Raw genomic sequence first — 26,534 nt, 5'->3', positions numbered from 1 at the left:
TTCCCTTATTTTTACACGCTAAAGATGCAGGGATTATGAGTGAACTTGAGTTAACAAGCAGTGTGCCGGAAAGGTAAACAAATCGGAATCAGAGCACAACGCCCAACTCCGCACTTTATTCAGCCATCAAACGATTTGCCCGGTTTTCTGCATCCGGTTCGAGAAAGACCAATCAACCGGCAGCTCGTTGCCAGTCCGAAAATGAAGAGTGCGGCGCGTTCACCGTTGCCGTGCGTGTTGCGTAGCCGTTCCGGCCAGCCTGCTTTACCTTGTAAAGCGCGAGATCGGCCCGGGCAAAAACGTCAAGGTCACTCGTTTCGTTGTCGCGTTCCTCACTGGCAATGCCGATACTGACAGTCATGGCGAGTTTCTGTCCATTGAAGGCAAGCGGGGCATCGTTGATCGCCCTGACGATGTCGCGTGCGATTTCCGTCGCTTCCTGCTCGTCCATCTTTGTCAGCAGAATGGAAAACTCATCACCGCCGAGACGTGCCAGCACACCGCGCCGATTAAGGACGTCGACCGCCACATCGGCAAAATGCACGAGCGCCTGATCGCCCAGCGCATGACCATAGGTGTCGTTCCATTGTTTGAAATTGTCGATATCGATCAGCATGACGCTATAGGCTGTACCGTCCTCGCTGAACGCCAACTCCGCCCTTGCGAGTCTTTTCATGAAATGACGGCGGTTCGGAAGCCCGGTCAGCTCGTCGGTTTCTGCTACCTTTGCCATATCGCCATGCAAGCGGTTCATCGCCATGACGATAAAGCCGAAATTCCAGATCATGCCGCTATAGATCACACAGACAAGCGCATAGCTTTCGATGGTAAAATAGAGCGACTGATCGAACTCACCCACCCATGCGGCGATGTTCAGCGAGGTCTCAATGGCGTGCCCAATGATACCGAGCAAAAAGGCCATGATAGCAATCTGACCGCCGAGACCAATGCCCTTCTGCCGGGCCAGATAGAAAACCGTCATCCCCATGGGTACTGACTGCCCCACGGCATAAGCAATGTTGCGCCCCTGCCAGCTCGAATGAAATGCCGCCATGACGGCGAAACTTGCGAGCGATATTCCCATTGCCAGCCGCCAGCCGCCTTTGTGGCCATAGAAATAACGCGCACCAACCCAGGCAAGGCAGAAACCGTAAATGATGATGGTATTACCGGTGACCGCAGGCCAGAACGCGCCCTCATTACCCTGCAGCGAAAGCACGAAGCCTCCGACCAACAGAAGCGTCGTCGAAAGAAGCCAGATTCTGGCAGGCCGGAATTTGCGATAAGAGAAGGCGATAGCGGTCCAGATGATGCAGACCGTCAGCGAATTTAAGAGAATTACAATATAAAGCGTCAAAAAGTCGAGTTTTGGCATAGCCCCCACCTTGACCGGCGCCCTACAAAAAGTTGCCCGCTAAGTAAAGCCATGTCGAACCCTGCGACGACACATCCCGGCAAGACCATGGACAAAATGCCGGTTATGGAAGAAGCTCCCTCCCGACCCGCCCCATTGGGGTTTCTTTGGCGGGGATTCCCTTGCAGGATGATCCGCAAATTCCGACAGGCTTTTGAAATATCCAAAATGACAAACGCAAGCGACGACTTCACCGAATCCTCCCAGCCGTTCAAACTTTTTGCAGACTGGCTGACCGACGCCAAAGCGAGCGAACCGAACGATCCGAATGCGGTCGCGCTGGCAACAGTCGATCCCGACGGCCTGCCCAATGTGCGCATGGTGCTGTTGAAGGATTTCGACGAACAGGGGTTCGTCTTTTACACCAATTATGAAAGTACCAAGGGCAAGGAAATCCTGTCAGCGGAAAAGGCCGCGATGTGCTTCCATTGGAAGACGCTGCGCCGTCAGGTGCGCGTGCGCGGCGCGGTGGAGAAAGTCAGCGATGCCGAGGCCGATGCCTATTACGCTTCACGCCCGCGCGGCAGCCGCATCGGCGCCTGGGCATCCAAGCAGTCACGCCCGCTGGAAAGCCGTTTCGCGCTGGAAAAGGCCGTTGCGGAATATACCGCAAAATATGCCATCGGCGACATTCCACGCCCGTCCTACTGGTCGGGTTTCCGTATTCGTCCGGTCTCGATTGAATTCTGGCATGACAGGGCCTTCCGCCTGCATGACCGCGTTCTGTTCACACGTCCCGCACCTGAGGGCGACTGGAACAAGGAACGGCTTTATCCATGATCCCATAATAAGAAGGCCACCGGACACGGTGGCCTTCTTATTTATACCAGCGGCTTGACCGCCACCCAGAGACTTCCGAGAACAAGCCCGAGGAAAATCAGCCAGCCAACAATATTGTTGGATTTGAACAGTTTCAGGCACTGGTCGGGATTGTCGATATCGAGCACGATGATCTGACGATAAAGATGTACGCCCGCTGCGAGCAACCCAGCCAGTGCTGGCATCGGCACCTGTGCCACGGCAAAAGCGGCGGCAAAGAAGCCGATAGCACCACCATACAGGATCATCAGCGCCGTCTTGGTGTGCTTGCCGAACAGACGCGCCGTGGAGCGCACGCCCACCAGCGCGTCGTCTTCCTTGTCCTGATGCGCGTAGATCGTGTCATAGCCGATCGTCCACAGGATCGCGCCGATATAGAGAAGCACCGGCGCAAGGCTGAGTGAACCCTCCACCGCAGCCCAGCCCATGAGTGCGCCCCATGAGAACGCAAGACCAAGCACGAATTGCGGCCAGTTGGTAATGCGCTTCATGAAAGGATAAGCAGCGACGATCAGAAGCGAGAAAATGCCAAGCCCGATGGAGAACCAGTTGAACTGCAGCACCACCACAAGACCAACCAGCGCCTGCAGAACCAGAAAAATCTTGGCCTGACCACGTGTCACCTGCCCCGACGGCAGTGGCCTTGAACGCGTGCGATCCACCTTGTCGTCAATATCCTGATCGACAAGATCGTTATAGGTGCAGCCGGAGCCACGCATGGCAATGGCGCCGATCAGGAACAGAACGAGATGCCAGATCGAAGGCATGACGGCCCAGGCGCCATCGCCCGGCTTGGCGCCCGCACCTGCCACCAACGCTGCCGACCACCAGCATGGCCAGAGCAGGAGCTGCCATCCGATGGGACGATCCCAGCGGGCGAGCTGCGCATAGGGCCAGAGCCAGTGCGGCAGCAGCTTATAGACCCAATGGCCCGATGGAGCATCCTTTACACGCCCTTGCGCATTGCGTGACTGAATCGATCCGTGTAGTTCGGGCTGTGACATGGCGAAATCCTTGATATATGCAGCCATCACTATAACCCCGACGAAGACGGAGCAAGCAATGAGAGTTCTTTTAATCGGTTCTGGCGGTCGTGAACATGCTCTGGCCTGGAAACTGTCCGCTTCTCCGTCACTGACAAAACTCTATTGCGCTCCCGGCAATCCCGGCATTGCGACGATCGCAGAACTCGTCGACATCGGTGTCGATGACCATCAGGCTCTGATTGCCTTCGCCAAGGACAAGAAGATCGATCTCGTGGTGGTCGGGCCTGAAGCGCCACTGGTGGCTGGCCTTTCCGATGAAATGCGTGCCGAGGGTATCCGTGTGTTCGGCCCGTCCAAGGCTGCGGCACAGCTTGAAGGCTCGAAGGGTTTCACCAAGGATCTCTGCGCGCGCTTCGATATTCCGACAGGCGCTTATGGCCGCTTCAACAATGCGCCCAAGGCCAAGGCCTATATCCGCCAGCAGGGTGCGCCCATCGTCGTCAAGGCCGACGGGCTCGCCGCAGGCAAGGGCGTGATCGTTGCGATGACGCTCGATGAAGCGCTCGACGCCGTGGATGCCTGTTTCGAGGGCGCATTCGGTTCCGCCGGTGCCGAAGTGGTGGTTGAGGAATTTCTGGACGGCGAAGAAGCAAGCTTCTTCTGCATATGCGATGGCAAGACCGCCTTGCCGCTCGGCTCGGCGCAAGATCACAAGCGTGTCGGCGACGGCGACACCGGCCCGAATACAGGCGGCATGGGTGCCTATGCTCCAGCTCCGGTCATGACGCCGGAAATCGTCGAACGCACCATGCGCGAACTGATCGAACCGACCATGCGCGGCATGGCGGAAATCGGCGCGCCCTTCTCCGGCATTTTGTTCCTCGGCCTGATGATCGGCAAGGACGGCCCGAAGCTCATCGAATACAACACCCGTTTCGGTGACCCGGAATGCCAGGTGCTTATGATGCGCCTCAACAGCGACCTGCTCGCGCTCATCAATGCTGCCGTGGACGGCAAACTTGATGAAGTCTCGCTCGACTGGAAAAACCAGCCTGCGCTGACGGTTGTGATGGCTGCGGAGGGCTATCCGTCCAATGTGAAGAAGGGCAGCGTCATCCGCGATCTCGACAAGCTCGAAGGCATTGATGGCGTCAAACTCTTCCACGCGGGAACGGCGGAGAAGGACGGCAGCATCGTTGCCAGCGGAGGCCGCGTGCTCAACATCACTGCCATTGCCGACACGGTCGCCGAAGCACAGGCGCGCGCCTATGAAGCCGTAAAGCTCATCGACTGGCCGGAAGGCTTCTATCGCTCCGATATCGGCTGGCGCGCTGTCGAGCGGGAAACCCAAGCCGACAAGAAATAGCCTCGACAGCATTATCTGTAACCGCCGAGTTTCGGCCTCACAGGCGGACAATGCCTAGTGGATTGCATTTGACGTTTGATATCCGTCCGATATTAATCCCGTTTCAAACGTCAAATTCGAAAAATCCACGAGATTGTTCACCTCCGTACAAATGGCTGTGAAGCCGCAGCACAATATTGACGTTTACGTAATAAGCCGATAGCTCTTGTATTGAACAGCCAAAATGGCTCCTGCCGGATTGCATGAAGCACCGGCGCAGGGCGGGCTTCCGAGGAGAAGTCCGCGAAACATACTCGGAGGAAAGATGTATCGCGCGCCGGTTTCTGAAATTTCCCATACGCTGATGAAGGTTGCAGGGCTGGAGAAAGCCCTCGACGACAACCGCTTCCCCGAATTCTCCGCCGATCTTGCCGCTGCCATTCTGGAAGAAGCCGGCAAGTTTGCCTCAGAGCGCGTCGAGCCGCTGCGCATCACCGGCGACAAGCATGGCGCGACCGTCAAGGACGGCGTTGTCACCACCGCGCCGGGCTGGAAAGAGCTATATCGCGACTGGATCGAAGGCGGCTGGAACTCGCTGACCGGCACGCCGGAATATGGCGGTCAGGGCCTGCCCACGATGATGTCGGTGGCAGTGAGCGAAATGTGGAACTCCGGGACGCTTGCCTTCGCCATCGCGCCGACACTGACCATGGGCGCAGTCGAAGCGGTCGAAAAGCACGCCTCCAAGGAGTTGAAGGACATCTATCTCGAAAAGCTCATCAGCGGCGAGTGGATGGGCACGATGAATCTGACTGAACCGCACGCCGGTTCCGATCTTGGTGTACTGCGTACCCGTGCGGAACGTGCCGGTGACGGCAGCTACCGCATCTTCGGCCAGAAGATTTTCATCACCTATGGCGAGCATGACCTGACCGACAATATCGTGCATCTGGTGCTGGCGCGCCTGCCCGATGCACCGGCCGGGACGAAGGGCATTTCGCTTTTCCTCGTACCCAAATTCCTCGTCAACGATGATGGCTCGCTTGGCCGCAGGAACGATCTGTTCTGCTCCGGCCTTGAGCACAAGATGGGCATCCATGCCTCGCCAACCTGCACCATGATCTATGGTGATGGTTTCGTGAAGGGTGAAGAACAGGGCGCGGTTGGCTACCTGATCGGCGAGGAAAATCGTGGGCTGGCCTGCATGTTCACCATGATGAACAATGCGCGTCTTCTGGTCGGCATTCAGGGTGTCGGCGTTGCCGAGGCCGCTTATCAACAGGCCCTTGCCTATGCCAAGGAGCGCAAGCAGGGCCGCGCCATCGGCGCTGATCCTAAGCAAGGCATGAGCCCGATTATCGAGCATCCCGATGTACAGCGCATGTTGCTGACCATGAAGGCGCTAACGCAGGTTGCCCGTTCGATCACCTATTCCTGCGCACATGCCATCGACATGAGCCATGCAACGGAGGGCGCAGACCAGCAGTTCTGGTCGGATCGCGCCGGTCTGCTGACGCCGCTCGCCAAGAGCTTTGCGACCGATGCAGGCGTGGATGTTGCTTCGCTGGGCATCCAGATTCACGGCGGCATGGGCTTCATCGAAGAGACAGGTGCTGCGCAATTGCTGCGTGATGCCCGGATTACCCCGATCTACGAAGGCACCAACGGCATTCAGGCCATCGACCTCGTGGCGCGCAAGCTGCCGCTTGGGCATGGCGAGCATATCAAGGGCTTCCTTGCAGAATTGCAGGACGACGCCGACAAGGCCGCCGCATCCAATCGTCCGGAACTCGGCGAAACCGGCGCTCGCCTTTCCAAGGCCATCAATGAGGCCCGCGAAGCCACGGACTGGCTGCAAAAGGCAGTTGCCGAAGGGCAGCTTGAGGCAGCACTTGCCGGAGCCACGCCTTATCAGCGGCTTTTGTCGCTCGTTTCCGGCGGCGCCTATCTCGCGCGTGCGGCGCTCGCGGATGACGATAGCGGCCGCGCAGTGCTGAGCCGCTTCTTTGCGGAAAATATGCTTGCCGAAGTATCGTCCCTGAAAGACACCGTCATCACCGGCGCTGCCAGCCTAGCCGCCGCCAAATCCGCGCTGGAGGCATAGGCATGAGCGAACACATCCTGATTGAGCGCAAAGGCGCGATCCAGATCATCCGTCTTAACCGGGCCGACAAGAAAAACGCCATTACCCGCGCCATGTATGCCACCATGGCAAAGGCGCTCAAGGACGGCGATGCCGATGACGCGGTGCGTGTGCACGTGTTTCTCGGGGTTCCGGGTGCATTCTCATCCGGCAACGACATGCAGGATTTCATGGTCGCGGCATCGGGCGGCGATCTCGGCAACGACATTCTGGATTTTCTGGGTGCTCTTTCCAGCGCAAAGAAGCCGATCGTTTCCGGTGTCGATGGCCTTGCCATCGGCATCGGCACGACCATCCACCTGCATTGCGACCTGACATTTGCAACGTCGCGCGCCTTGTTCCGCACGCCTTTCGTCGATCTCGGCCTTGTGCCGGAAGCAGCTTCCAGCCTGCTGGCACCACCGCTGATGGGACATCAGAAGGCATTTGCCCTGCTGGCGCTCGGTCATGGATTTACCGCGGAAGCCGCACAGGAAGCCGGGATCGTCTATCAGATCGTTGCCGAAGATGCGCTGGAAACGGAAGTAATGAAGGCCGCAGAAGAAATCGCTGCCAAGCCTCCGCAGGCCATACAGATCGCCCGTGCGCTGATGCGCATGCCAGTTGAAAAAGTTTCCGAACGTATTGCACGTGAGGCCAAACATTTTGCTGAACGGCTTACCTCAGATGAAGCCCGCGAGGCCGTCATGGCATTTCTCAGCCGAAAAAAATAAACCCGAACGTTGTGAACGTTCGGGGGCTTTTTGGAGGTCAGCCAAGATTTTTTGAAGGGGTCGCCTTATCTCAGGCGACCCTTTACCCTTTCTAGAGCGCATCTCGTCCGAAAACCGTTTCACACTTTTCGGGGATGCGCTCCAATTCAATTTCGAGCAATGATTTCCTTGCCGGAGATCACCAGACGGACGCCAAGCGTACCTGTCTTGCGGCGAGCAAGAAAACGCGGACGGCGACGGCGCGGCTCTTGTCCCTGACGGCGAGCCTGCGGCTGGCTGGTGCGGACCGCACCGGTGCTTTCGTAAAGCGGGCGGGCAACGCCGTCCTCCTCGACCAGCATCATCGGCAGATTGAAGCTTGCCGCCCAGGCGCGCCAGTCGGCGGCAACGTCAGTCAGATCATGTGCGACAAGCAAGGGAACGGAGAGCTGCGGGTCTTCATGCATCAGCTCCAGCGTCACCGTGATTTCGCCGAACTCGTCTTCCACCGCACGGGCGGCAACGCCGACAAATGCGTTGGCCGGGAGAGCGATCGACATCGGCAGACCGCTTGAAGGCAGAACCTGCCGGATCACTGCGCCGCGCTCGTTGATGGTGAAGGTAACGTCGCTGCTCCCGTCATGGGTCGCATAGCTCACAACCTGCGGAAAGTGAAACGGATCAAGCCGCAATTCCCGTCCTGCCCAGTCGGGCTTCAGTCCCTTGCTCATCATTTTCGACGCCTCTGTCTCTCTGCTTTTTATTTTTGAGAGCCGGTTATTCCGACTTCCCTTTGTCGAGCTGTTTGCTCTTCGTTGAGATGGAGAATAGGCGCGGTTTATTACCGACGGGCTTAATGAGTTAAGTTAACTTTTTCCTGCCTTTTCCTTTGGTTAGCAGATTGCAACCAGGTGTAAGAATTCGGAAATTCTTCTGAAGAAGTGTTTACTAAAACAAACGGGCGGTTAATACCGCCCGCCTTACTCGATTAAATAGTGATACTTTATAGAACCTTGCCGGGGTTCATGATGCCCGCCGGATCGAAAGCCGACTTGATGCGGCGCATCAGGTCAAGCGCGACATCCTGCTTGAAGAAAGCCAGTTCTTCACGCTTGAGCTGACCAATGCCGTGTTCTGCCGAAATCGAACCCGTATAGCTCGCAACGATCGTATGAATACGGTGGTTCAGCTCGTGCCAACGCGCAAGAAAGGCTTCCTTGTCAGCGCCTACCGGCTGCGAAACGTTGTAATGCAGGTTGCCGTCGCCGATATGGCCGAAGCAAACGATGCGCGCACCGGGAATCATTTCCAGCGTCGCAGCATTGGCTTCGTGGATGAAGGCGGGGATGGATGCGACGGGCACAGATATATCGTGCTTGATCGAGCCACCTTCCGGCTTCTGTGCCCAGGACATTTCCTCGCGCATTTTCCAGAAGGACTGCGCCTGCGCAACGCTTTCGCCGATGGCCGCATCCTGAATAATGTCGCTCTCGAAGGCTTCGGTCAGGATCGTTTCCAGCGTCGTGCGCGCATCTTCTTCTGAGCGAGTAGAAGAAATATCGATCAGCACATACCAGTCATGCGGGCTTTCGAGCGGATCGCGCACGCCATCGACATGGCGCACCGTAAACTCAACCCCCACGCGCGGCATCAATTCGAAGCCGGTCAGCGACGGACCTGCATGTTCCGTTGCAAGCTGGAACAGGCGCAGCACGTCTTCCGGATTGCGCAGGCCTGCATAAGCCACGCCCTTGCCCTTCGGCTGCGGGAAGATTTTCAGCACCGCAGCCGTGATGACACCAAGCGTGCCTTCCGAACCGATGAAAAGGTCTTTCAGGTCGTAACCGGTATTGTCCTTTTTCACATAGCGAAGATCGTTGAGAATCTCGCCGGTCGGCAGCACAACCTCAAGGCCGAGGCAAAGCTCGCGCATGTTGCCATAGGCAAGCACTGCCGTGCCGCCAGCGTTGGAGCCAAGATTGCCACCGATCTGGCATGAACCTTCGGCACCCAGCGACAGCGGAAACAGACGACCGGCTTTTTCAGCAGCTTCCTGAAGGTTCTTCAGGATGACACCGGCTTCAAGCGTTACCAGATTGCCGACCGTATCGAGGTTACGGATACGGTTCATACGGCCGAGCGACAGAATGATGGCTGCGCCGCTTTCATCGGGCTGCTGGCCGCCGACGAGGCCCGTATTGCCACCCTGCGGCACCACCGGTGTTTTCGTCTCGCTGGCAAGCTTCATGATGGCCGCGACTTCTTCCGTCGAACCCGGACGCAGGACCAGCGGCGTGCGACCGTGATAGAGATCGCGTTGCTCGACGAGATAAGCGGCGAGATCTTCCGGCGCGGTGAGCGCATTCTTTTCGCCCACGATGGCGGAAAAACGTTCGATCAGAGCGGTGTCCAGCATAGTCTGTCTCTTACATAGGAGGATGTTAACGCGGGGCCGCCGCGCGTTTCAAACGGTCGTTGATGGCCTCGCCGAGACCTTCAAAGGGGATAGGCTCGACGGCGATGGTGGTGGCACCTGTCGCATCCAGCCTGCGCATGAAATCGAACAGATTGGCCGCGGCTTCGCGCAAATTGCCATCAGCGCTCAAGTTCATGATTGCCTTTGCCGTATCGGCCCCGGCTACGCGCTGCGGGCCAAAGGCAAGCAGGGTTTCGCCCGGCTGCACCGAGCCGACACCGAGCCGCATCGCAGCATCAGGCGCATAATGCGAGGCCATCATGCCCGGCGCCTGAATTGCCGATGTGTGGTCGGCGCGCACGAGCTTCTCACCAATCACGGCTTCGATTTCTTCCGCAGCCAGTCCGCCCGGCCGGAGCAGATGCACTTTATTACCGCCAACCTTGACGATAGTGGATTCAACCCCAACGCCGCAGGGACCGGCATCGAGGATCAGATCAAGCTTGTTGCCGAGATCGTCGGCAACAGCACGAGCGCTTGTTGGGCTGATGCGGCCTGACGTGTTGGCGCTTGGCGCTGCAACCGGACTATCAAGCTCCTCGATGATATCGCGCACACGGCCAAGCGGCATGCGGATGGCAAGGGTCGAAAGCCCGGCGGTTACAAGCGGATGGATCGGGCGATCCGTATCCTGCCTGTCCTTCAGCGGCAGCACGATGGTCAGCGGGCCGGGCCAGAACATCTCGGCAAGCTTGCGCGAAAGAGCGTCGAAAGTGACATAGCGCTCGGCCATCGCAATGCCGCTCACATGCGCGATCAGCGGATTGAACTGAGGCCGCCCCTTGGCCGCGAAAATACCCGCCACACCCTCGCCGTTCGCAGCGTCGGCGGCAAGGCCATAAACGGTTTCGGTCGGAATGGCGACGAGACCGCCGCGCCGCAGCACTTCTACCGCGCGCTGGACTGCCTCATCATCGAATTTGACTATATCGGACACTGGTTTTCCGCCTCTCGAGCGTCCCAAGTTGGAGCGCATCCCGAAAAGTGTGAAACGGTTTTCGGATAAGATGCGCGTCAAAACAGACAGTTAGAGCGCCGATCTGACTCTATCAGATCGAAATGCGCTCTAAGCCCGTTCTGCCTACACAAGCACAGGCTCCTGTGCAAGTGATGTACAAGCGATGTACAAGCAAGCTCGGACTCTATCCGGGCACAATCACGGGAAGACGATCATGATTGCGCATGAAAAATTGCGTTTTGTTAGGTTTTTCAGGGTATGATGATATTATTCATGCGTGAGGTGAATAATGTTATCGCGATTTATCGCTATTTCGCTGACGGCCATCGGACTGCCCGCGATTGCTTCCGCAAACGGAGGTGAGCGCGCGGCATTGACCTATCAGGTCGGCTCCATCGATTATATCGGCTATGACAAGATCGGTGCCAACGGCCTGCCGGTTTGCGGCACCTGTGCGCAAAAGCAGGCAGCCGAACTGGACGCACAGAAGGAAATCGAGGCCCGCCGCAAGCGCGCCCGTGCCTATATGGCGCGCATGCAGGGCCAGCCCGTTCCGGACGATCTGCTTGAGCCAGCCGCCGCACCAGCAGAAGACTTTGACCCCGCCAAGCCGGTGCGCGTCGTTGGCGATCCCTGGGCCGGGGCATCCGACGAAATCGATCTCAGTTCGCTCGAACTCAGACCCAGCCTGAAATAAACAAAAATGGCGCCCGAAAGCGCCATATTTTTTATCGTACTGCCAATAGTCAGCCCGCGATTTTCGAGAAATCCGCCACTTTTCCGGTAGCTGCACGAATCTGGTCGAGCAAGGCCAGACGATTGGCGCGGACATTCTCGTCCTCGTCGTTCACCAGCACCTTTTCGAAGAACGTATCGACCGGACCACGCAGCTTGGCGAGCGCCAGCATCGCACCGTTGAAATCTTCACGGGCAATGGCAGCCTCGGCATCTTGCGAAGCCAGAGCGACGGCTTCGAACAGCGCCTTTTCTTCCGCTTCGTGGAGAAGAGACGCGCTTACGCTGTCTGCAACCTTCGTACCCTTCTTCTCTTCGGCAGCGAGAATGTTGGCGGCGCGCTTGGTGCCAGCCAGAAGGTTCTTGCCGTCTTCTTCGTTGATGAAGACGATCAGCGCTTCCAGTCGACGCGCGACCAGCAGCAGATTGTCGGCTTCCGGCGACAACACGGCATCAATGGCGTCGTAGCGTGCACCTTCTTCTTTCAGATGCACCTTGAAACGGTCATGGAGGAAGGACAAGAGATCAGCCAGCACCGGCTCGGACGATGCTTCCGCCTCGGCGCGAACCTGCTTTTCATAGCTGGCCAATGCGTTGTCAGCGTCCTGTTCGCCGTCGATATCACCGGAGTTTTCCCCAGCAAGCTTGGTTTCAAACTCGCGCAACTTGCGCTGGACCTGACCTTCTTTCAGCGCGGCAAAGGCCGAGCGGAAGAGCGGCAGCAGCGGGAACTTCCATTCCTGCGACAGCAGGAGACGGATCACACCCAATGCCGCACGACGCAGAGCAAACGGGTCCTTCGAGCCGGTCGGCTTTTCATCGATCGCCCAGAATCCGACCAACGTGTCGAGCTTGTCGGCAAGCGCGACGGCAACCGAAACCGGGTTCTTCGGCACAACATCGGACGGGCCTTGCGGCTTGTAGTGTTCTTCAATCGCAGCAGCGACGGCTTCATCTTCGCCCTGAAGCAACGCATATTTGCGACCCATTGCGCCCTGAAGTTCAGGGAATTCGCCGACAACTTCCGTGGTGAGGTCAGCCTTTGCCAGAACTGCCGCGCGCGCAGCAAGCTTCGGATCGGCACCCACCAGCGGCGCAATCTGCGCAGCCAGTTCGCGAATGCGTTCAACGCGTGCGCCTTGCGTGCCAAGCTTGGCATGGAAGGTCACATTCAATGCATCCAGACGCGCCATGCGCTGATCGAGTGGCTTCTTCAGATCAAGACCGAACTTTTCCGCCGAAGCGACGAGCTTGTCGAGGTCGGGCAGATCATGCTGATCTGTGTGCCAGAAATAGAGTGCATCCGACAGGCGTGCGCGCACGACCTTGCCGTTACCGTAAGCGATTTCCGTGCCGCCGTCCCGGGCTGCAATGTTCGACACCAGAATGAACCGGTTGGAAAGCGCTTCGGCTTCGCCCTGCTTGCGGGTGACAAAGCACTTCTGGTTGGCGCGGATGGTGAGGCGAATGACTTCCGGCGGGATGGCCAGAAACTCTTCCTCGAATTCGCCCATCAGCACGACCGGCCATTCGACCAGACCGGACACTTCTTCCAGAAGCCCATCGTCTTCCACCAGTTCGAGGCCGGAAGCGAAGGCGAGATTATGCGCGTCCTGCGAAATGATTTCCTTGCGGCGCTCGGCGTCGAGAACCACGAAAGCCTTTTCGAGTTTTTCGACATAATCCTCGAAGCGACGTACCTTGATTGCCTGACCGTCGCTCAGGAAACGATGGCCATAGGTGACATTACCCGACTTGATGCCATCAACATCGAAATCGATGACCACGGTTTCCTCGGTTTCGGGACCGAAGGTGCAGAGGATCGACTGCAGCGGACGCACCCAACGAAGCGAACCCGGCCTGGCCGAAGCCGCACCCCAGCGCATGGATTTCGGCCATGGGAAATTGCGGATCGTCTGCGGCACCAGTTCGGCGACGATTTCTTCCGCTGCGCGGCCCGGCTTCGTCAGATGGGCGACATAGAAATCACCCTTCTTCGGATCGGAGTGGACATGGGCTTGGGCGACATCCGTCAGACCGGCCTTGCGCAGAAAACCCTGAATGGCCTGTTCCGGTGCTGTAACCGACGGGCCCTTAATGTCTTCGTGCACGTCCTTGGAACGCACGGTGAGGCCGCGAATATCGAGCGTCAGACGACGTGGCGTCCAATAAGGGGTCGCAGCTTCATAGGTAAGACCGGCTTCCACCAGACCATCGGTAATCATCTTTTTCAGATCACCGGCAGCCTTGCGCTGCATGCGAGCGGGGATTTCTTCGGAAAAGAGTTCGAGCAACAAATCAGGCATGTTCTTTACTCGCCCTCACGCTTGAAATTGAAACCACCGGCATCCGTCAAAAGGAATGCCTCGCCGCACTGACGCGCAAGATTGCGCACGCGCAGAATATAGCTCTGACGCTCGGTAACCGAGATCACGCCGCGCGCATCCATCAGATTGAACACGTGGGATGCCTTGATGCACTGGTCATAGGCCGGGAAGACACTCTTATGCATTTGATGATTGGCGTTCGGACCAGGCGCACCAGCCTTCAGAATGGCCTCGCACTCGCGCTCGGCATCGATGAAATGCTGATGCAAAGCCTCGGTATTGGCCATTTCAAAGTTGTAGCGGGAATATTCCTGCTCAGCCTGCAGGAACACCTCGCCATAGGTGACCTTTTCATCGCCTTCGAGACCGTTGAAGTTGAGGTCGTAAACATTGTCCACACCCTGCACATACATGGCGAGGCGTTCGAGACCATAGGTCAGCTCACCGGAAACCGGTGAGCATTCGATGCCACAGACCTGCTGGAAATAGGTGAACTGCGACACTTCCATGCCGTCGCACCAGCATTCCCAGCCGAGACCCCATGCGCCGAGCGTCGGGCTTTCCCAGTCATCTTCCACGAAGCGCACGTCATGCAGCGTCGGATCGAGACCGATGGCGCGCAGCGACCCGAGATAGAGATCCTGAAGGTTCGGCGGCGATGGCTTGATGATCACCTGATACTGGTAATAGTGCTGGAGACGGTTCGGGTTTTCACCGTAACGGCCATCCTTCGGACGACGCGATGGCTGCACATAGGCAGCCTTCCACGGCTTCGGCCCCAGCGAACGCAGCGTCGTTGCCGGGTGGAACGTACCCGCACCCACTTCCATGTCATAGGGCTGCAAGATAGCGCAACCGTGCTCCGCCCAATAGTTATGGAGCGTCAGGATCAGACCCTGAAAGGAACGGGTGGGATGCATATGTGCTGGCAACGTACTGGACACGGGGTCGGGCCTTGTAATTGAAATGATGGCCCGGTCTAATTTGTCCGTAACGCAGGGTCAAGCACAGGCTGCCAGTTTCGGTGTCACACCATCTTGAAACCGGCAGCCTGAAGCTCTTAGTCAGTTGCCGGTTTTTCTGGAGCCTTGCCGGACGGTGCGGCAGGCGCAGGCGATTGCGCAGGAACTTCCGGCTTCTGCTCGACAGGCTTTTTCTCATCGGGCTTTGCAGCATCGGCAGAAGATTGCCCCGGAATATCCGGCAAACCCTTCTTCAGCTTCGCCTCGATCTTCACCAGATCTTCCGGCTCGGGCTTGCCTGCAATGGCATGGTTCCACTGAAATGTCGCTTCCAGAAGACGCCCGACACGCCAGTAGGCATCGCCCATATGATCGTTGATCGTCGGGTCTTCCGGACGAAGCTTGACCGCCTTTTCCAGTTCGACCACCGCCTCGTCATACCGGCCCAGCATGTAATAAGCCCAGCCCAGCGAGTCGACGATATAACCGTCCTGCGGACGCAGCTCGACCGCCTTCTTGATCATGCCCAGCGCTTCATCGAGATTTTCACCCCGGTCAACCCAGGAATAGCCAAGATAGTTCAGCACCTGCGGCTGGTCGGGATAAAGCTCCAGCGCCTTGCGGAAATTGGGCTCCGCCTTGTCCCATTGCTTCAGGCGTTCATAGGCAATGCCGCGCTGGTAGAAGACCGGCCAGTCCTTGCGTTCCGGCGTCTTGATCTGTTCCACCGCAGCATCATAAATCTTCGCCGCATCGGCGAAATTCTTGTCCTGTGCATAGACACCACCGAGCGCCAGATAAGTGCGCATGTCGGTCTTGTCACGGTCGAGCAGAACTCTCAGCTGCTTGACAGCGTCGGCAGACTGGTCGTTTTCCGCCAGATTGAGTGCTCGCTGCATTTCCGCATCACGACGATAAGGCGACTTCTCCGGCACGCGACCATAGTAGTCGATGGCCTTTTCCGGCTGGCGCAACTTGGCGGAAATATCGCCCAGCTGATAAAGCGTTGCGTCATTGTCCGGACGCAGCGGCAACGACATCTGCAGATAAAGCTTTGCAAAGGCCTCCGCGCCGCTGCGATTGATCGCAGTGCCAAGCGTATAGAGCGCTTCGGCAGTCCCTTCCTGAGCGGTTTTGATAAGGCGGCCATATTTCTCGCCAGCCTCGATCTTTTCACGCATTTCGGTGATTGTCATGCGACCGTTCAAAAGCTCGGCTGCATCATTCAACGTCTTAATGGCACCTTCCTTGTCGCCCTGACGAAGCTTGAAGGAGGCATAGGCCATCACGATGCGTTCGTAAGTGTCAGGGGCAGCGCTCCCGCCCGGCCGGTCGTCGATGGCCTGCTGGTAGAAATCACGCGCTTCCTGCTTCTGGCCGGCGAGATCGGCTATCAGTGCGGAATTATAGGTGCGGAACAGACCATACCATTCCGGTCCCTGCATTTTCTGAATGTCGGCGAGCGCCTGTTTGGGGTTGCCCTGCCCGACCTTCACCCACGCGCTCATGAAGCCTGTCGCAAGGCGATCCATATCGGATTGCAGCGACAGCATCAGAAGCGGCCCGACCTTGCGATATTGCTTGCGGTCAATGGCGTCGATGGCCAGCGCCACGCGCGAAAAACGCTCAATATCAGGGATGTTCTTCAGTTCTTCCGCCAGAGGCAGCGCATCCTTGAAGCGGCCTTCGGTCAGCAGAACCAGCAGCAAATCCTGCTTGATCTGCGCATTGCCCGGATCGAACGCCATGGCCTGACGATAGAAATCGACGGCGGTAGCGAGATTATTGTCGGATTCGGCAGTGCGTCCGGCAAGATAGGCTCCGGCAAACGAACCGGCACGGACGGGAGGCGATGTGGGATCGGCTGTCGTCTTGGCCAAAGCGCCGCTTGTCGGGATCGCTATCCCCGCCAGAAGCGAGAGCAGCAAACCATAAAGCGGGCGGTATTTCGATCCTTGCCGCATAAAGCCCTATCCTCTTCTCAAATCCCTGTGACAGATACCGGCAAGCAAACCCCAACTGGCTCAAAAGCCGGGCACGCTGTCTCTTTGCCGGAAAAGGCACCCCAAGCATGGCCTTTTTGGGATGGCGGGGCAAGAAAAGCATCCGTGATGGGATGCTTTTCCCGTGTATCGCTGGCCCGCAAGAAATGCTGGCCGGAGTTTGTGGCTATTGCCGGTCAGTTCACGCGGCTGATGCAGAAATCGATGACTTCGATCAGCGCGTCCTTCTGAGGCGTCGCTTTCAAAGGTGCCAAAGCATCGCGGGCAATTTCGCCGAAATGCCGCGCGCGCTGCACCGTGTCGGCAATCGCGCCGTGCTTCGTCATCAGGCCGATGGCCTTTTCAAGCGAGGCGTCATCGCTCGCACCGTCCTCAATCGCGTGCTTCCAGAAAGCGCGTTCATCATCAGTGCCGCGACGATAGCTCAGAATCACCGGAAGCGTGATCTTGCCTTCGCGGAAATCGTCACCGGTATTCTTGCCGAGATCGGCTGCCGAGCCGCCATAATCAAGCGCATCATCGACAAGCTGGAAGGCAAGGCCGAGATTGAGGCCGTAATCGCGCAGCGCCGCACGATCCGAACGCTGTGCACCGGCAATGATCGGGCCGACTTCACCGGCAGCCGAGAACAGCGCCGCAGTCTTGGCCTTGATGACCGCCAGATATTCGTCTTCGGTGGTTTCCATGTTCTTGGCAGCGGCAAGCTGCATCACTTCGCCTTCGGCGATCACCGACGCCGAGGTCGCGAGAACGTCGAGCGCGTCGAGCGAACCGACATCGACCATCATCTTGAAGGCCTGCCCCAGAAGGAAGTCGCCGACGAGAACGCTGGCCTGATTGCCCCAGATCATGCGCGCCGTGCTTTTTCCGCGCCGCAGATCGCTTTCATCAACCACATCGTCATGCAGAAGCGTTGCAGTGTGCATGAACTCGACGGCCGTCGCCAGACGCACATGACCGTCGCCTTCGTAACCGAACATACGGGCTGCTGCGAGCGTCATCATGGGACGCAGGCGCTTGCCGCCTGAGGAAATCAGATGATTGGCGACTTCCGGTATCATTTCAACATCGGACCCGGCCCGGGAAAGGATCATCTCGTTCACCCGCGCCATATCGGCCTTTGTCAGATCGACAAGCGGTTGAACCGATCCTTCCTGTTTCTTTTTACCGTCCAGATTTAGAACCACACCCAATGCCATTTCTCCTAGCTGCCCGGCCACATTATTGAAACGGACCGGATTGCTCAAGACGCAACTGCCCCCAAAGCGCCCTCAAAGCGATACTATTCCAACGCCTGTTCACCATTGAAGGAAGCTGTTGTCAATGCGGTGCATTCGCTACAAACTGTTCAAATGATCGAACTTATCCGTACGAATGATTCCGTTCTGCTGTCCTTTGCCGAGGCCTTGATGAAAGAGGCCGGGATCGCCTATTTCATTGCCGACACGAATATGAGCATCATCGAAGGCTCTTTAGGTGTATTGCCGCGCCGCCTTCTGGTCAGCGAAGAGCAGCTTGAAGAAGCACGGCAGATTCTGATCGATGCCGAGATTGAACACGAACTGCGCGATCGATGACTTCGGAAGCAAGTTTTGAAACTGAAGATGAGGCTGGAGAAACGCTCGATGTGTTTCATCGTGGGGCGTTTCACCTCATCCAGCCCGCATTGAAAGGCCATCGTTCCGGTGTGGATGCGATGATTCTGGCAAGCTCCGTTCCAAACGGCTTTGCCGGGCGCGTTGCCGATCTTGGCAGCGGTGCGGGCGCGGCAGGGCTTGCTGTTGCGTCGCGCTGTCCTGACGCCAATATCACCCTCGTCGAACGTTCCGCTTTCATGGCGGGCTTTGCCCGCAGAAGTGTTGCACATCCGCTGAACGCCGCTCTGGCAGGCCGTATCAGTGTGATCGAAGCCGACGTCGGCCTGAGAGGCAAGGCGCGCATCGCCGCAGGACTTGTCGACAACAGTTTCAACTTCGTCATCATGAATCCGCCCTTCAACGAAGCGCGCGATCGCAGCACACCCGATCCGCTGAAGGCGGAAGCGCATGTCATGCCCGAAGGCATGTTCGAGCAATGGGTGCGCACTGCGGCAGCCATTGTGAAGCCTGGTGGAGGTATTGCCATTATTGCCCGACCCGGTTCGATTTCTTCCATCCTCGAAGCACTGTCGGGACGATTTGGCGGGCTGAAGATCATTCCCGTTCAGCCCCGCCCCGAAGCGGCGGCGATCCGTATTGTCGTGACAGGCACACGCGGGAGCCGCGCCGGTCTTTCGCTGATGCCAGCGCTTGTTCTCCACGGCAGCGACGGCCACGGCTTCACCCCACGCGCCAACGGCATCAACAATGGGCTCGACGCTCTCATTTAGAATCTAACTTCGGGGTTGTGCCAGCACGACCAGATTGCGGTCCGGGTCGTGCAATCTCAGAATCGTCGTATAGTCAGCTATCTCGACATTTCCGGGGCGAATCCCGTCGAATGAAAGACGCGCATGTTCGGCTCGTACGTCGCGGACGATGAGTGTCAGCGTGCCGTGCCCTGCTTCCGCCGGGTTCTGGTAAAGCTGGAAGCCCGCGCTCAAACCGTGATGCCATTCAGCCAGTCCCTGCATCGGTCGCGCATCGGGATTGCGATCGAAGATCGTGGCAAACCATTCCGTGCTGCGTTCGAGGTCGGAGCAATTGAGCTGGGCAAAAATAGCAGTGAGCACCATCGTGGTGTCCTCCCGGATCGGATAACACGGTAGCATTCCGGAAGTTCCGGTAGTCCAGACCTGTCGATTTCGGTCCGAGCGGGTGATTTTGGTTGAAACCCTATATTCGAGCCAATATTCCTAAAACCGCAATTTTCGTTCTGCGGCTCCCCGCCGCCCTTTTCCGAAAAAGCGCAAACAGCAAAACGACAAGAACAGGCAACGGGAACCAATGAACCATAGCCCAAATCAAAGCCGCCCCGTATCCATCATGCGGCGCTTTCTGGATAGCGAATCTGCAGGGGGTGTAAGCCTGATGGCGGCGGCAGCGCTCGCGCTGATCGTGGCGAATTCTCCGTTCTCGCAGGCCTATTTCGATATACTGCACACTCATATCGGTCCGCTGAGTCTGACGGACTGGATCAACGATGCCTTGATGGCGGTGTTCTTCCTGCTTGTGGGGCTGGAGATCAAACGCGAATTTCTCGACGGTCAACTGGCAAGCTGGCCAAACCGAATGCTGCCCGGTATCGCCGCTGCAGGCGGCGTCATCCTGCCAGCCATCATCTTCACCGCGTTGAACTGGCACGACCCTGCCAAGGTGCGCGGCTGGGCTGTGCCATCTGCCACCGACATCGCCTTCGCGCTCGGCGTTCTGTCGCTTCTGGGTTCACGGGTTCCTTCCAGCCTCAAGGTGTTTCTGGCGACACTTGCTATCCTGGACGATCTCGCAGCCGTCGTCATCATCGCCATTTTCTATACAGCTGAAATCTCCATGCCTTATCTCGGCGGGGCCGTCGCTGCCGCTATCGTTCTGTTCGTCATGAACCGGATGGGCGTGATGAAGCTCCTGCCCTACCTGATTGGCGGAGCCGCCCTCTGGTTCTTCGTCCTGAATTCCGGCGTTCATGCAACGGTTGCAGGCGTGGTGACAGCACTTATGATTCCGCTGAAGGCCGCGCCCGGCAGGCCTGACGACATGACCTCGCCGCTGCATGCGCTGGAACATGCGCTGGCCAAGCCTGTTGCCTTCATCATCGTGCCGATTTTCGGCTTCGCCAATGCGGGCATATCGTTTGCCGGTCTCGATGCCTCGGTGATGCGGGATACACTCACGCTTGGCATTATGCTTGGCCTCTTCATCGGCAAACAGCTCGGCGTTTTCGGAGCCGCCTGGCTCGCGATCAAGACAGGCCTCGCACAAAAGCCGCTCGGGGCCACGTGGATACAGCTCTACGGCGTGGCGGTCCTGTGCGGGATCGGCTTTACGATGAGCATCTTCATCGGCCTTCTCTCCTTCCCGTCCGATCTCATGCAGGCGGAAACGAAGATCGGCGTGCTGGCCGGTTCGGGCCTGTCGGCCATTTGCGGCTATATCCTGCTGCGGCTGGTCACAAAGCCGAAAAACACCTGACAGAAACGACATCACCGCCCGGAAAACAAAATTTCCGGGCGGTTTTCTTTGTGTTTCCCAAATGGCTTCCTACATTCCGGCTGAGAGCCTGAATGATTTCAGTTAGCAGGAGTTTGCCTTGCCCGGTTTATTGACGCGCCTTGTTCCACGCCGCTTCCGCCCGGTTTCCATCGAGATACCTGTCGTGCGGCTGCATGGTGCCATCATGTCCGGTGGATCTGCATTCCGTCCGATGCTTTCACTGGCGTCAACAGCAGCAGTCCTTGAAAAGGCGTTCACCGACAAGGAGACGCCCGCCGTCGCCATTTCGCTCAACTCGCCCGGCGGATCACCGGTTCAGTCCCGACTGATCTACCGGCGTATCCGCGACCTTGCCGCCGAACACCAGAAGAAGGTTTTTATCTTCGTCGAAGATGTTGCCGCCTCGGGTGGCTACATGATCGCGCTGGCTGGTGACGAAATCATCGCCGATCCGTCATCCATCGTGGGTTCTATCGGCGTGGTGTCGGCCTCGTTCGGCTTCCCCGAACTTCTGAAAAAGATCGGTGTGGAGCGCCGCGTCTATACGGCAGGCTCCAACAAGGTGACGCTCGACCCGTTCCAGCCGGAAAAGAAAGCCGACATCGAGCGGTTGAAATCACTGCAGCTCGAAATCCATGAGACCTTCATCGACATGGTGAAGGAACGGCGCGGTACGAAACTTGCAGAAGACAAGGACCTGTTTACCGGGCTGTTCTGGACCGGCATCAAGGGGCATGAGCTTGGCCTGATTGACGGGCTTGGCGATATGCGCAGCTTCCTGCGCAAAACCTACGGCGACAAGGTTAAGCTCAAGCTCGTGGAACAGAAACGCGGCCTTCTGGGGCGCAAGATGCCCGGCGTTGATATGGCCGTTGATATGGCACTCGGCAATCTTGAACCGGCTTCCATTGCCGCGCATCTCGGCGACGGGCTGCTTTCAGTAGCCGAAGAAAAAGCACTTTGGGGCCGTTATGGCCTGTAAAAACAAAGCGAAGTCGAAAATCGGCGTCGATTTTCGAACCAAAGCTTTGAATTCCCTCGTTTCACCATGATATGGTGTCAGAAAGCGGGGTGGGCCGCTTCCCGCCCCTTCATGAACATCCGGCATTTCGGCGTTGCGATCCAGCAATCCGAAATGCGACCCTTAAGGACTTGAGGCCATGCCCCAGCTCATCTTTCTGCTGCTGATCATCGCCGCCGCCTGGTACGGCTATCGCTCGTTCAAGCGTGAAGCCTCGCGCGTGTCCCAGCGTGTGCGTCAGGCAGAAAAGGAAGCGCAGAACCGGGCTCAAGGCACGTTGGTGCAGGACCCTAAAACCGGCGAATATTACGTCAAGAAGGACTGACCTGTCTTGTAAGAGAGGTTGCCAACGAAGTGGTGCGGTTGCCGCCGCAACCGGATGCCATGTTTTCTCAAGAGCGGTTCCAATTTTAACAATATCGTCGGAGCCGCTCCAACTATTTGTTTCATAGCATTTGCCTCACGCAAAACCGTTTCACACTTTTGCTGGAAATGCGCTATTCTCGGTCCGTAGCCAGAAATGACCCTTTTTCCGACAACCGAAACGCCCGCGAATGCCGGGTCCGCACATGCGGTGACGCGTCTGGCCCCGGCCAAGATCAATCTCGCACTGCATGTTACAGGGCGTCGTGACGATGGCTATCATCTACTCGATATGCTGGTGGTCTTTGCGCGCTATGGCGACATCATCCGCATCGAGCACGCCGAAAAGGATAGCTTCACGGTCAGCGGTCCTTTCGCAAAAGGCATACCGCTCGATGGTGGCAATCTGGTTCTCAAGGCACGCGAGGCCTTGCGTGATCATACGCAAAGGGCATTGCCGCCCGTCGCCGTTCATTTGGAAAAGAACCTTCCGATTGCGTCGGGTATAGGCGGCGGATCGAGCGATGCCGCGGCAACGCTGCTCGCACTTGATGAATTGTGGGGGCTTGATCTCGGTTTAGAGCAACTCACCGCGATGGGGCTTACCCTTGGCGCAGATCTGCCCATGTGCCTGCATGGCGCATCCAAGGGCACACCGCTTGCCGCGCGCGGCATCGGTGAAGACCTGAGCCCGGTTGTCGGATTTCCAGCCCTGCCGATGCTCCTCGTCAATGATGGAACCGCTGTTGCAACGCCGGATGTCTTTCGCGCACTCGACAAACGCGACCATCCAGCGCTGAACCTTGGCTCCCATGCAGATATCGCCCCCCTTTGCGCCTATCTGCAGACAACCCGCAATGATCTTCTGCCTCCGGCCCTAAAACTTGCCCCCCAGATCGGTGACAAACTTGACCTGCTTCGCGCAAGCGGATCGCTTTACGCACAGATGTCAGGCTCAGGTGCAACCTGTTACGCGATCTACGAAGATATGGCCGCCACAGAGCGGGCAGCAGCACTTCTCTTGGCCGAACGACCCGACTGGTTCGTCATCGCAACCCAAACGGCTCCCTCCCAAAAGTAGTTTCTGAGCGGCCTCCCAACCGAAAGTCTGAAAAATCGCCCTATTGTTCACTCTCATTGGACAATATATTGGGACAGACTGTTCGCTCTTTTGAACAAAATGCCTTTTACAACAGTTTCGTGAATACTGATATATAATATAACTTATTGATTATATTTAGTTATTTCTTATAAATTATCTACATTCCATAAAATTGGCTGCACGAATGCGTGATTAAGAAAACATTTTCGTGACTGGAACTTTTACCCACTGTCACCCATTTCAGCTGCATCGGAACGACGAACAAAACGCCGCTCCACTTTCCAAGGAGATAGGAAAATGAAAAAGATTGTTCTTGCTGCCGCTGCCCTCGCTCTTAGCGCCGGTGCTGCCTTTGCTGAAAACCCACGCGTTGGCGAACCTGCCGATCTTTATGCAAACGACCGCACCCCGGTTGCTTCCCAGAAGGTCGACTACACTGCTCCCGCTTCGATCAGCCAGTCCTCATTCCAGGACGGTTCGGCTCATCGCTTCGGTGACGCATCGCCTTCGAGCTACCAGAACTAAGTTTCTGAAAACTTAGGCGCAGGGCGTCGTCAAAAGCCTCCCAGCGGATGACGCCCCGATGAATTCCCAAGCTGGATATTCCTCCCAGTCATTCAGCTTCCCCAGTTATCTCCCCGATGGATGGCATAGTGCCACCCGGGAGCCCCGGAAAGGCTTCTATGCCATCCGAAGGGGCGATTTTAAGGATTACGAAAATGAAAAAGTTTGCTCTTGCTGCTGTTGCCGTTGCCCTTAGCGCCGGTGCTGCTTTCGCTGAAAACCCGCATGTCGGCGAGCCTGCCGATCTCTATGCAAACGACCGTACGCCGGTTGCAACGCAGAGCCAGAAGCTCGACTACACGGCTCCTGCTTCGATCAAGGCTCCGGTCTATCAGGACGGTTCGGCTCATCGCTTTGGCGATGCTTCACCTTCCTCTTACCAGAACTAATCCGGTCAGCATGTCTGACGAAAAAGGCGAAGCTTCCAGCTTCGCCTTTTTGTTTTGTTCAGTCTTCGTCGGGCGGCAGAATGGGGTGTTTGAGACGGACCGGCCGCAAGCGCTGTGGAAGCAGATCAAACGCCACGCCGTCGAGCAACAGCGGCTTCAAAATATCCAACCGAACCAGAAGCCCGGCATCGAGCGTCGCCTTGTGGCCGAAGATTCTACGGACCGTGCCGAAGCCGCTATCTTCCGGCAGTGAAAAGCGCGCGGTACCCCCCCCATCATTATCCATGTGGCGGCGGAGGACTTCCTCCCACCCTTCCTGCGGAATAGCACCCGGTTTCAGCAACAGTACCCACGGCGTGCGGATTTCTGCGAGCGCCGCCTCAATATCCATTTCGGCATAAAAGCTACAGCCGGCACCGAGCGCGACGAGAGCGGTTTCGTCCGATGACCCCCGGTCGACGACCGTAACACGGCGCAGCAACCCCTCCACAACAGCCGGCACCAAAGCCGAAAGCGTGTGGGCCAGCGCTCTTTCTGAATTCAGGGTTTCGATGACGACGGACAACATGCGCGCTTCATATATCAAGAACGCGTGAACGGAAAGCTGCTGCACATATGTTCTTGCTTTGTTCTAAATCTTGCGATAGGAATAGATTCATCAGAACAGAGTCGCATGGCAGCAAGGCACGCGCAACAGAACAGTTCTCAGCCCTGAAGGGGTGTCCTGTTCCCGGTTTGCTTTCGCCGTGGCTGCACAACGCCAGATGTTTCCATTCAGGGAGACGAAAATGGAAGTGATCCAGCAGGCAGATATCATCAAGCAGGCCGACATGGCTGCCTTCGGTAGTGGACGCGCGGATCACGCCAATGCGATGATCGGTGAGGCAGGCCTGCGCATCGATCATGCTCGCAGGCGCGGACGCGGCGCGGGCATCAACCCGACCGGACGCTTCGAGCCGACGACGCGGCATGATTTCGATGACGGCTGGACCACGCTTGAGGAACTGCCGCCGTTCAAGACCGACGTGCAGATCGAAAAGCCGCGCACGATCATCACCCGCAATGATTCACCCGACATCAATTTCGACCGCTCGATCAATCCCTATCGCGGTTGCGAGCACGGTTGCATCTATTGCTTTGCCCGTCCGACCCATAGTTACATGGGGCTTTCTGCCGGTCTCGATTTCGAATCCCGCCTGTTCGCGAAGCCGGATGCAGCGCGCCTTCTGGAGCGCGAGCTCGCCAAGCCCAATTATCAGCCGAGGACCATCGCCATCGGCACCAATACAGATCCCTATCAGCCAGTCGAGAAGAAATGGCGCATCATGCGCGAAATTCTCGAAGTGCTGGAGGCTGCCAATCATCCGGTCGGCATCGTGACGAAATCCGCCCTGGTGGTGCGTGACATCGATATTCTAAGCCGCATGGCCGAGAAGGGGCTGGCCAAGGTCGCCTTGTCAGTCACGACGCTCGATGCTCATCTGTCTCGCACGATGGAGCCGCGCGCCTCGACGCCGACACTGCGGCTTCAGGCCATCCGTAAGCTGGCCGATGCGGGTATTCCAGCGTCCGTCATGATGGGGCCGGTCATTCCGGGTATCAACGATCACGAGATCGAGCGCATTCTGGATGCAGCCTATGCGCAGGGCGCGCGCGAGGCGGGTTATGTTCTGCTGCGCCTGCCGCTCGAAGTAGCCCCTTTGTTCAAGGACTGGCTGTTGCGCAATTACCCGGATCGCTATCGTCATGTCATGTCGCTGGTGCGCTCCATGCGCGACGGCAAGGATTACGATGCCGAATGGGGCAAGCGCATGCGCGGCACAGGTCCCTATGCATGGCAGATCGGACGCCGTTTCGAGATCACCGCACGCAAGCTCGGTTTCAATGCGCGTCGCCTTCAGTTGCGCACTGATCTGTTCGAACCGGTCGAAAAGGGAGGCAAACAGCTTTCGCTGTTTTAGACGAGGCACACAAAGGGGCTCCAAAAGGCGAACTTCACCTTGGGCTGGCGCCGCTTTTCAAACTGCATATCCTATCAGTCGTCAGTTCAATTCCCGTCTGATCTCTTTTCGGACGGAGGGGCTACCTGCTTTCACGCCACCATCCTC

General features: G+C 57.5%; 25 protein-coding genes. 14 read left to right on the top strand and 11 right to left on the bottom strand.

All coding sequences use genetic code 11. The features are described from left to right. Window positions 1-172 precede the first annotated feature (172 nt). Window positions 173-1,375, bottom strand: coding sequence for a GGDEF domain-containing protein (locus LJ361_RS02435; protein ID WP_029925584.1), 1,203 nt, complete (start codon window positions 1,373-1,375; stop codon window positions 173-175). Window positions 1,376-1,582: 207 nt separating this feature from the next. Between LJ361_RS02435 and pdxH the strand changes: the two genes are divergently transcribed. Beyond that, on the top strand, window positions 1,583-2,194 hold the full coding sequence (gene pdxH / locus LJ361_RS02430; RefSeq protein WP_029375899.1) for a pyridoxamine 5'-phosphate oxidase: 612 nt from the start codon (window positions 1,583-1,585) through the stop codon (window positions 2,192-2,194). Window positions 2,195-2,235: 41 nt separating this feature from the next. Here pdxH and ubiA read toward each other — a convergent pair whose 3' ends face one another. Then, window positions 2,236-3,237, bottom strand: a complete 1,002-nt coding sequence (gene ubiA / locus LJ361_RS02425) for a 4-hydroxybenzoate octaprenyltransferase (RefSeq protein ID WP_029925587.1) — start codon at window positions 3,235-3,237, stop codon at window positions 2,236-2,238. 58 nt (window positions 3,238-3,295) lie between these two features. On the opposite strand from ubiA, the gene purD reads away from it, so the two are divergent. From purD to LJ361_RS02410, 3 genes are all read left to right on the top strand, one after another. Then, window positions 3,296-4,585, top strand: coding sequence for a phosphoribosylamine--glycine ligase (gene purD / locus LJ361_RS02420; protein WP_012090805.1), 1,290 nt, complete (start codon window positions 3,296-3,298; stop codon window positions 4,583-4,585). 304 nt (window positions 4,586-4,889) lie between these two features. Beyond that, complete coding sequence (locus LJ361_RS02415) at window positions 4,890-6,668, top strand: acyl-CoA dehydrogenase (protein WP_151576858.1); 1,779 nt, start codon at window positions 4,890-4,892, stop codon at window positions 6,666-6,668. Between the two features lie 2 nt (window positions 6,669-6,670). Continuing rightward, window positions 6,671-7,420, top strand: coding sequence for a crotonase/enoyl-CoA hydratase family protein (locus LJ361_RS02410; protein ID WP_264812564.1), 750 nt, complete (start codon window positions 6,671-6,673; stop codon window positions 7,418-7,420). A 146-nt stretch (window positions 7,421-7,566) separates the two neighbouring features. Here LJ361_RS02410 and LJ361_RS02405 read toward each other — a convergent pair whose 3' ends face one another. The 3 genes from LJ361_RS02405 to LJ361_RS02395 all read right to left on the bottom strand — a co-directional run bounded on the left by LJ361_RS02405 (window position 7,567) and on the right by LJ361_RS02395 (window position 10,851). Next, complete coding sequence (locus LJ361_RS02405; protein ID WP_010658347.1) at window positions 7,567-8,133, bottom strand: DUF6101 family protein; 567 nt, start codon at window positions 8,131-8,133, stop codon at window positions 7,567-7,569. A 269-nt stretch (window positions 8,134-8,402) separates the two neighbouring features. Beyond that, complete coding sequence (locus tag LJ361_RS02400) at window positions 8,403-9,815, bottom strand: FAD-binding oxidoreductase (RefSeq protein WP_029925591.1); 1,413 nt, start codon at window positions 9,813-9,815, stop codon at window positions 8,403-8,405. Window positions 9,816-9,840: 25 nt separating this feature from the next. Continuing rightward, window positions 9,841-10,851: an L-threonylcarbamoyladenylate synthase gene (locus LJ361_RS02395; RefSeq protein ID WP_376787378.1), complete on the bottom strand. Its 1,011-nt coding sequence runs from the start codon at window positions 10,849-10,851 to the stop codon at window positions 9,841-9,843. 271 nt (window positions 10,852-11,122) lie between these two features. On the opposite strand from LJ361_RS02395, the gene LJ361_RS02390 reads away from it, so the two are divergent. Next, window positions 11,123-11,530: a hypothetical protein gene (locus LJ361_RS02390; RefSeq protein ID WP_029925596.1), complete on the top strand. Its 408-nt coding sequence runs from the start codon at window positions 11,123-11,125 to the stop codon at window positions 11,528-11,530. A 49-nt stretch (window positions 11,531-11,579) separates the two neighbouring features. On the opposite strand, the gene glyS is transcribed toward LJ361_RS02390, so the two are convergent. From glyS to LJ361_RS02370, 4 genes are all read right to left on the bottom strand, one after another. Further along, window positions 11,580-13,874, bottom strand: coding sequence for a glycine--tRNA ligase subunit beta (glyS, locus tag LJ361_RS02385; protein ID WP_191192346.1), 2,295 nt, complete (start codon window positions 13,872-13,874; stop codon window positions 11,580-11,582). A 5-nt stretch (window positions 13,875-13,879) separates the two neighbouring features. Continuing rightward, complete coding sequence (locus LJ361_RS02380) at window positions 13,880-14,815, bottom strand: glycine--tRNA ligase subunit alpha (RefSeq protein ID WP_010658342.1); 936 nt, start codon at window positions 14,813-14,815, stop codon at window positions 13,880-13,882. A 140-nt stretch (window positions 14,816-14,955) separates the two neighbouring features. Next, window positions 14,956-16,821, bottom strand: coding sequence for a tetratricopeptide repeat protein (locus LJ361_RS02375; protein WP_191192345.1), 1,866 nt, complete (start codon window positions 16,819-16,821; stop codon window positions 14,956-14,958). 215 nt (window positions 16,822-17,036) lie between these two features. Next, window positions 17,037-18,053 (bottom strand): polyprenyl synthetase family protein, encoded by a 1,017-nt coding sequence (locus LJ361_RS02370; RefSeq protein WP_010658340.1) that lies wholly within the window; start codon window positions 18,051-18,053, stop codon window positions 17,037-17,039. A gap of 159 nt (window positions 18,054-18,212) precedes the next feature. On the opposite strand from LJ361_RS02370, the gene LJ361_RS02365 reads away from it, so the two are divergent. Together LJ361_RS02365 and LJ361_RS02360 are read left to right on the top strand one after the other, a co-directional pair. Then, window positions 18,213-18,437, top strand: coding sequence for a DUF2007 domain-containing protein (locus tag LJ361_RS02365; RefSeq protein WP_010658339.1), 225 nt, complete (start codon window positions 18,213-18,215; stop codon window positions 18,435-18,437). Beyond that, window positions 18,434-19,228 (top strand): tRNA1(Val) (adenine(37)-N6)-methyltransferase, encoded by a 795-nt coding sequence (locus tag LJ361_RS02360; RefSeq protein WP_191192344.1) that lies wholly within the window; start codon window positions 18,434-18,436, stop codon window positions 19,226-19,228. The genes LJ361_RS02365 and LJ361_RS02360 overlap by 4 nt, the downstream gene beginning before the upstream one ends. 3 nt (window positions 19,229-19,231) lie before the next feature. Here the strand turns inward: LJ361_RS02360 and LJ361_RS02355 are convergent, their stop codons facing one another. Next, a complete protein-coding gene (locus LJ361_RS02355; RefSeq protein WP_125333753.1) occupies window positions 19,232-19,573 on the bottom strand; it encodes a VOC family protein in 342 nt (113 codons plus the stop codon). Between the two features lie 211 nt (window positions 19,574-19,784). On the opposite strand from LJ361_RS02355, the gene nhaA reads away from it, so the two are divergent. From nhaA to LJ361_RS02325, 6 genes are all read left to right on the top strand, one after another. Further along, window positions 19,785-20,966, top strand: coding sequence for a Na+/H+ antiporter NhaA (nhaA, locus tag LJ361_RS02350; RefSeq protein ID WP_191192343.1), 1,182 nt, complete (start codon window positions 19,785-19,787; stop codon window positions 20,964-20,966). Between the two features lie 118 nt (window positions 20,967-21,084). After that, on the top strand, window positions 21,085-21,969 hold the full coding sequence (locus tag LJ361_RS02345; protein WP_010658335.1) for a S49 family peptidase: 885 nt from the start codon (window positions 21,085-21,087) through the stop codon (window positions 21,967-21,969). A 178-nt stretch (window positions 21,970-22,147) separates the two neighbouring features. After that, window positions 22,148-22,333: a membrane protein gene (locus LJ361_RS02340; protein WP_010658334.1), complete on the top strand. Its 186-nt coding sequence runs from the start codon at window positions 22,148-22,150 to the stop codon at window positions 22,331-22,333. A gap of 195 nt (window positions 22,334-22,528) precedes the next feature. Then, entirely contained in the window at window positions 22,529-23,452 is a 924-nt protein-coding gene (locus tag LJ361_RS02335) for a 4-(cytidine 5'-diphospho)-2-C-methyl-D-erythritol kinase (RefSeq protein ID WP_191192342.1), read from the top strand. Between the two features lie 318 nt (window positions 23,453-23,770). Then, window positions 23,771-23,998, top strand: coding sequence for a hypothetical protein (locus tag LJ361_RS02330; RefSeq protein ID WP_012090790.1), 228 nt, complete (start codon window positions 23,771-23,773; stop codon window positions 23,996-23,998). Between the two features lie 194 nt (window positions 23,999-24,192). Continuing rightward, on the top strand, window positions 24,193-24,426 hold the full coding sequence (locus LJ361_RS02325) for a hypothetical protein (protein WP_010658330.1): 234 nt from the start codon (window positions 24,193-24,195) through the stop codon (window positions 24,424-24,426). A gap of 58 nt (window positions 24,427-24,484) precedes the next feature. On the opposite strand, the gene LJ361_RS02320 is transcribed toward LJ361_RS02325, so the two are convergent. Next, entirely contained in the window at window positions 24,485-24,994 is a 510-nt protein-coding gene (locus LJ361_RS02320; RefSeq protein WP_191192439.1) for a glycosyl transferase, read from the bottom strand. A 220-nt stretch (window positions 24,995-25,214) separates the two neighbouring features. Here LJ361_RS02320 and LJ361_RS02315 point away from each other — a divergent pair, with 220 nt between their 5' ends. Beyond that, window positions 25,215-26,387, top strand: a complete 1,173-nt coding sequence (locus LJ361_RS02315; protein ID WP_010658328.1) for a PA0069 family radical SAM protein — start codon at window positions 25,215-25,217, stop codon at window positions 26,385-26,387. Window positions 26,388-26,534 lie beyond the last annotated feature (147 nt).

Source organism: Brucella sp. JSBI001, from assembly GCF_026014005.1.
GTDB lineage: Bacteria > Pseudomonadota > Alphaproteobacteria > Rhizobiales > Rhizobiaceae > Brucella > Brucella anthropi.
Note: the sequence above shows the minus strand (reverse complement) of the source record. Positions and strands in the feature narration are given on the sequence as shown.

Bases quoted from the DNA above. Each gene is read 5' to 3' on its own strand.
- LJ361_RS02315 (WP_010658328.1), top strand. From the start codon at position 25,215: ATGGAAGTGATCCAGCAGGCAGATATCATCAAGCAGGCCGACATGGCT.
- LJ361_RS02380 (WP_010658342.1), bottom strand. From the start codon at position 14,815: ATGCATCCCACCCGTTCCTTTCAGGGTCTGATCCTGACGCTCCATAAC.
- ubiA (WP_029925587.1), bottom strand. From the start codon at position 3,237: ATGTCACAGCCCGAACTACACGGATCGATTCAGTCACGCAATGCGCAA.
- LJ361_RS02320 (WP_191192439.1), bottom strand. From the start codon at position 24,994: ATGTTGTCCGTCGTCATCGAAACCCTGAATTCAGAAAGAGCGCTGGCC.
- LJ361_RS02435 (WP_029925584.1), bottom strand. From the start codon at position 1,375: ATGCCAAAACTCGACTTTTTGACGCTTTATATTGTAATTCTCTTAAAT.
- LJ361_RS02400 (WP_029925591.1), bottom strand. From the start codon at position 9,815: ATGCTGGACACCGCTCTGATCGAACGTTTTTCCGCCATCGTGGGCGAA.
- purD (WP_012090805.1), top strand. From the start codon at position 3,296: ATGAGAGTTCTTTTAATCGGTTCTGGCGGTCGTGAACATGCTCTGGCC.
- LJ361_RS02375 (WP_191192345.1), bottom strand. From the start codon at position 16,821: ATGCGGCAAGGATCGAAATACCGCCCGCTTTATGGTTTGCTGCTCTCG.
- LJ361_RS02330 (WP_012090790.1), top strand. From the start codon at position 23,771: ATGAAAAAGATTGTTCTTGCTGCCGCTGCCCTCGCTCTTAGCGCCGGT.
- LJ361_RS02390 (WP_029925596.1), top strand. From the start codon at position 11,123: ATGTTATCGCGATTTATCGCTATTTCGCTGACGGCCATCGGACTGCCC.
- LJ361_RS02410 (WP_264812564.1), top strand. From the start codon at position 6,671: ATGAGCGAACACATCCTGATTGAGCGCAAAGGCGCGATCCAGATCATC.
- LJ361_RS02365 (WP_010658339.1), top strand. From the start codon at position 18,213: ATGATCGAACTTATCCGTACGAATGATTCCGTTCTGCTGTCCTTTGCC.
- LJ361_RS02340 (WP_010658334.1), top strand. From the start codon at position 22,148: ATGCCCCAGCTCATCTTTCTGCTGCTGATCATCGCCGCCGCCTGGTAC.
- LJ361_RS02415 (WP_151576858.1), top strand. From the start codon at position 4,890: ATGTATCGCGCGCCGGTTTCTGAAATTTCCCATACGCTGATGAAGGTT.
- LJ361_RS02325 (WP_010658330.1), top strand. From the start codon at position 24,193: ATGAAAAAGTTTGCTCTTGCTGCTGTTGCCGTTGCCCTTAGCGCCGGT.
- nhaA (WP_191192343.1), top strand. From the start codon at position 19,785: ATGAACCATAGCCCAAATCAAAGCCGCCCCGTATCCATCATGCGGCGC.
- LJ361_RS02360 (WP_191192344.1), top strand. From the start codon at position 18,434: ATGACTTCGGAAGCAAGTTTTGAAACTGAAGATGAGGCTGGAGAAACG.
- LJ361_RS02395 (WP_376787378.1), bottom strand. From the start codon at position 10,851: ATGCGCTCCAACTTGGGACGCTCGAGAGGCGGAAAACCAGTGTCCGAT.
- LJ361_RS02335 (WP_191192342.1), top strand. From the start codon at position 22,529: ATGACCCTTTTTCCGACAACCGAAACGCCCGCGAATGCCGGGTCCGCA.
- LJ361_RS02355 (WP_125333753.1), bottom strand. From the start codon at position 19,573: ATGGTGCTCACTGCTATTTTTGCCCAGCTCAATTGCTCCGACCTCGAA.
- glyS (WP_191192346.1), bottom strand. From the start codon at position 13,874: ATGCCTGATTTGTTGCTCGAACTCTTTTCCGAAGAAATCCCCGCTCGC.
- LJ361_RS02405 (WP_010658347.1), bottom strand. From the start codon at position 8,133: ATGATGAGCAAGGGACTGAAGCCCGACTGGGCAGGACGGGAATTGCGG.
- pdxH (WP_029375899.1), top strand. From the start codon at position 1,583: ATGACAAACGCAAGCGACGACTTCACCGAATCCTCCCAGCCGTTCAAA.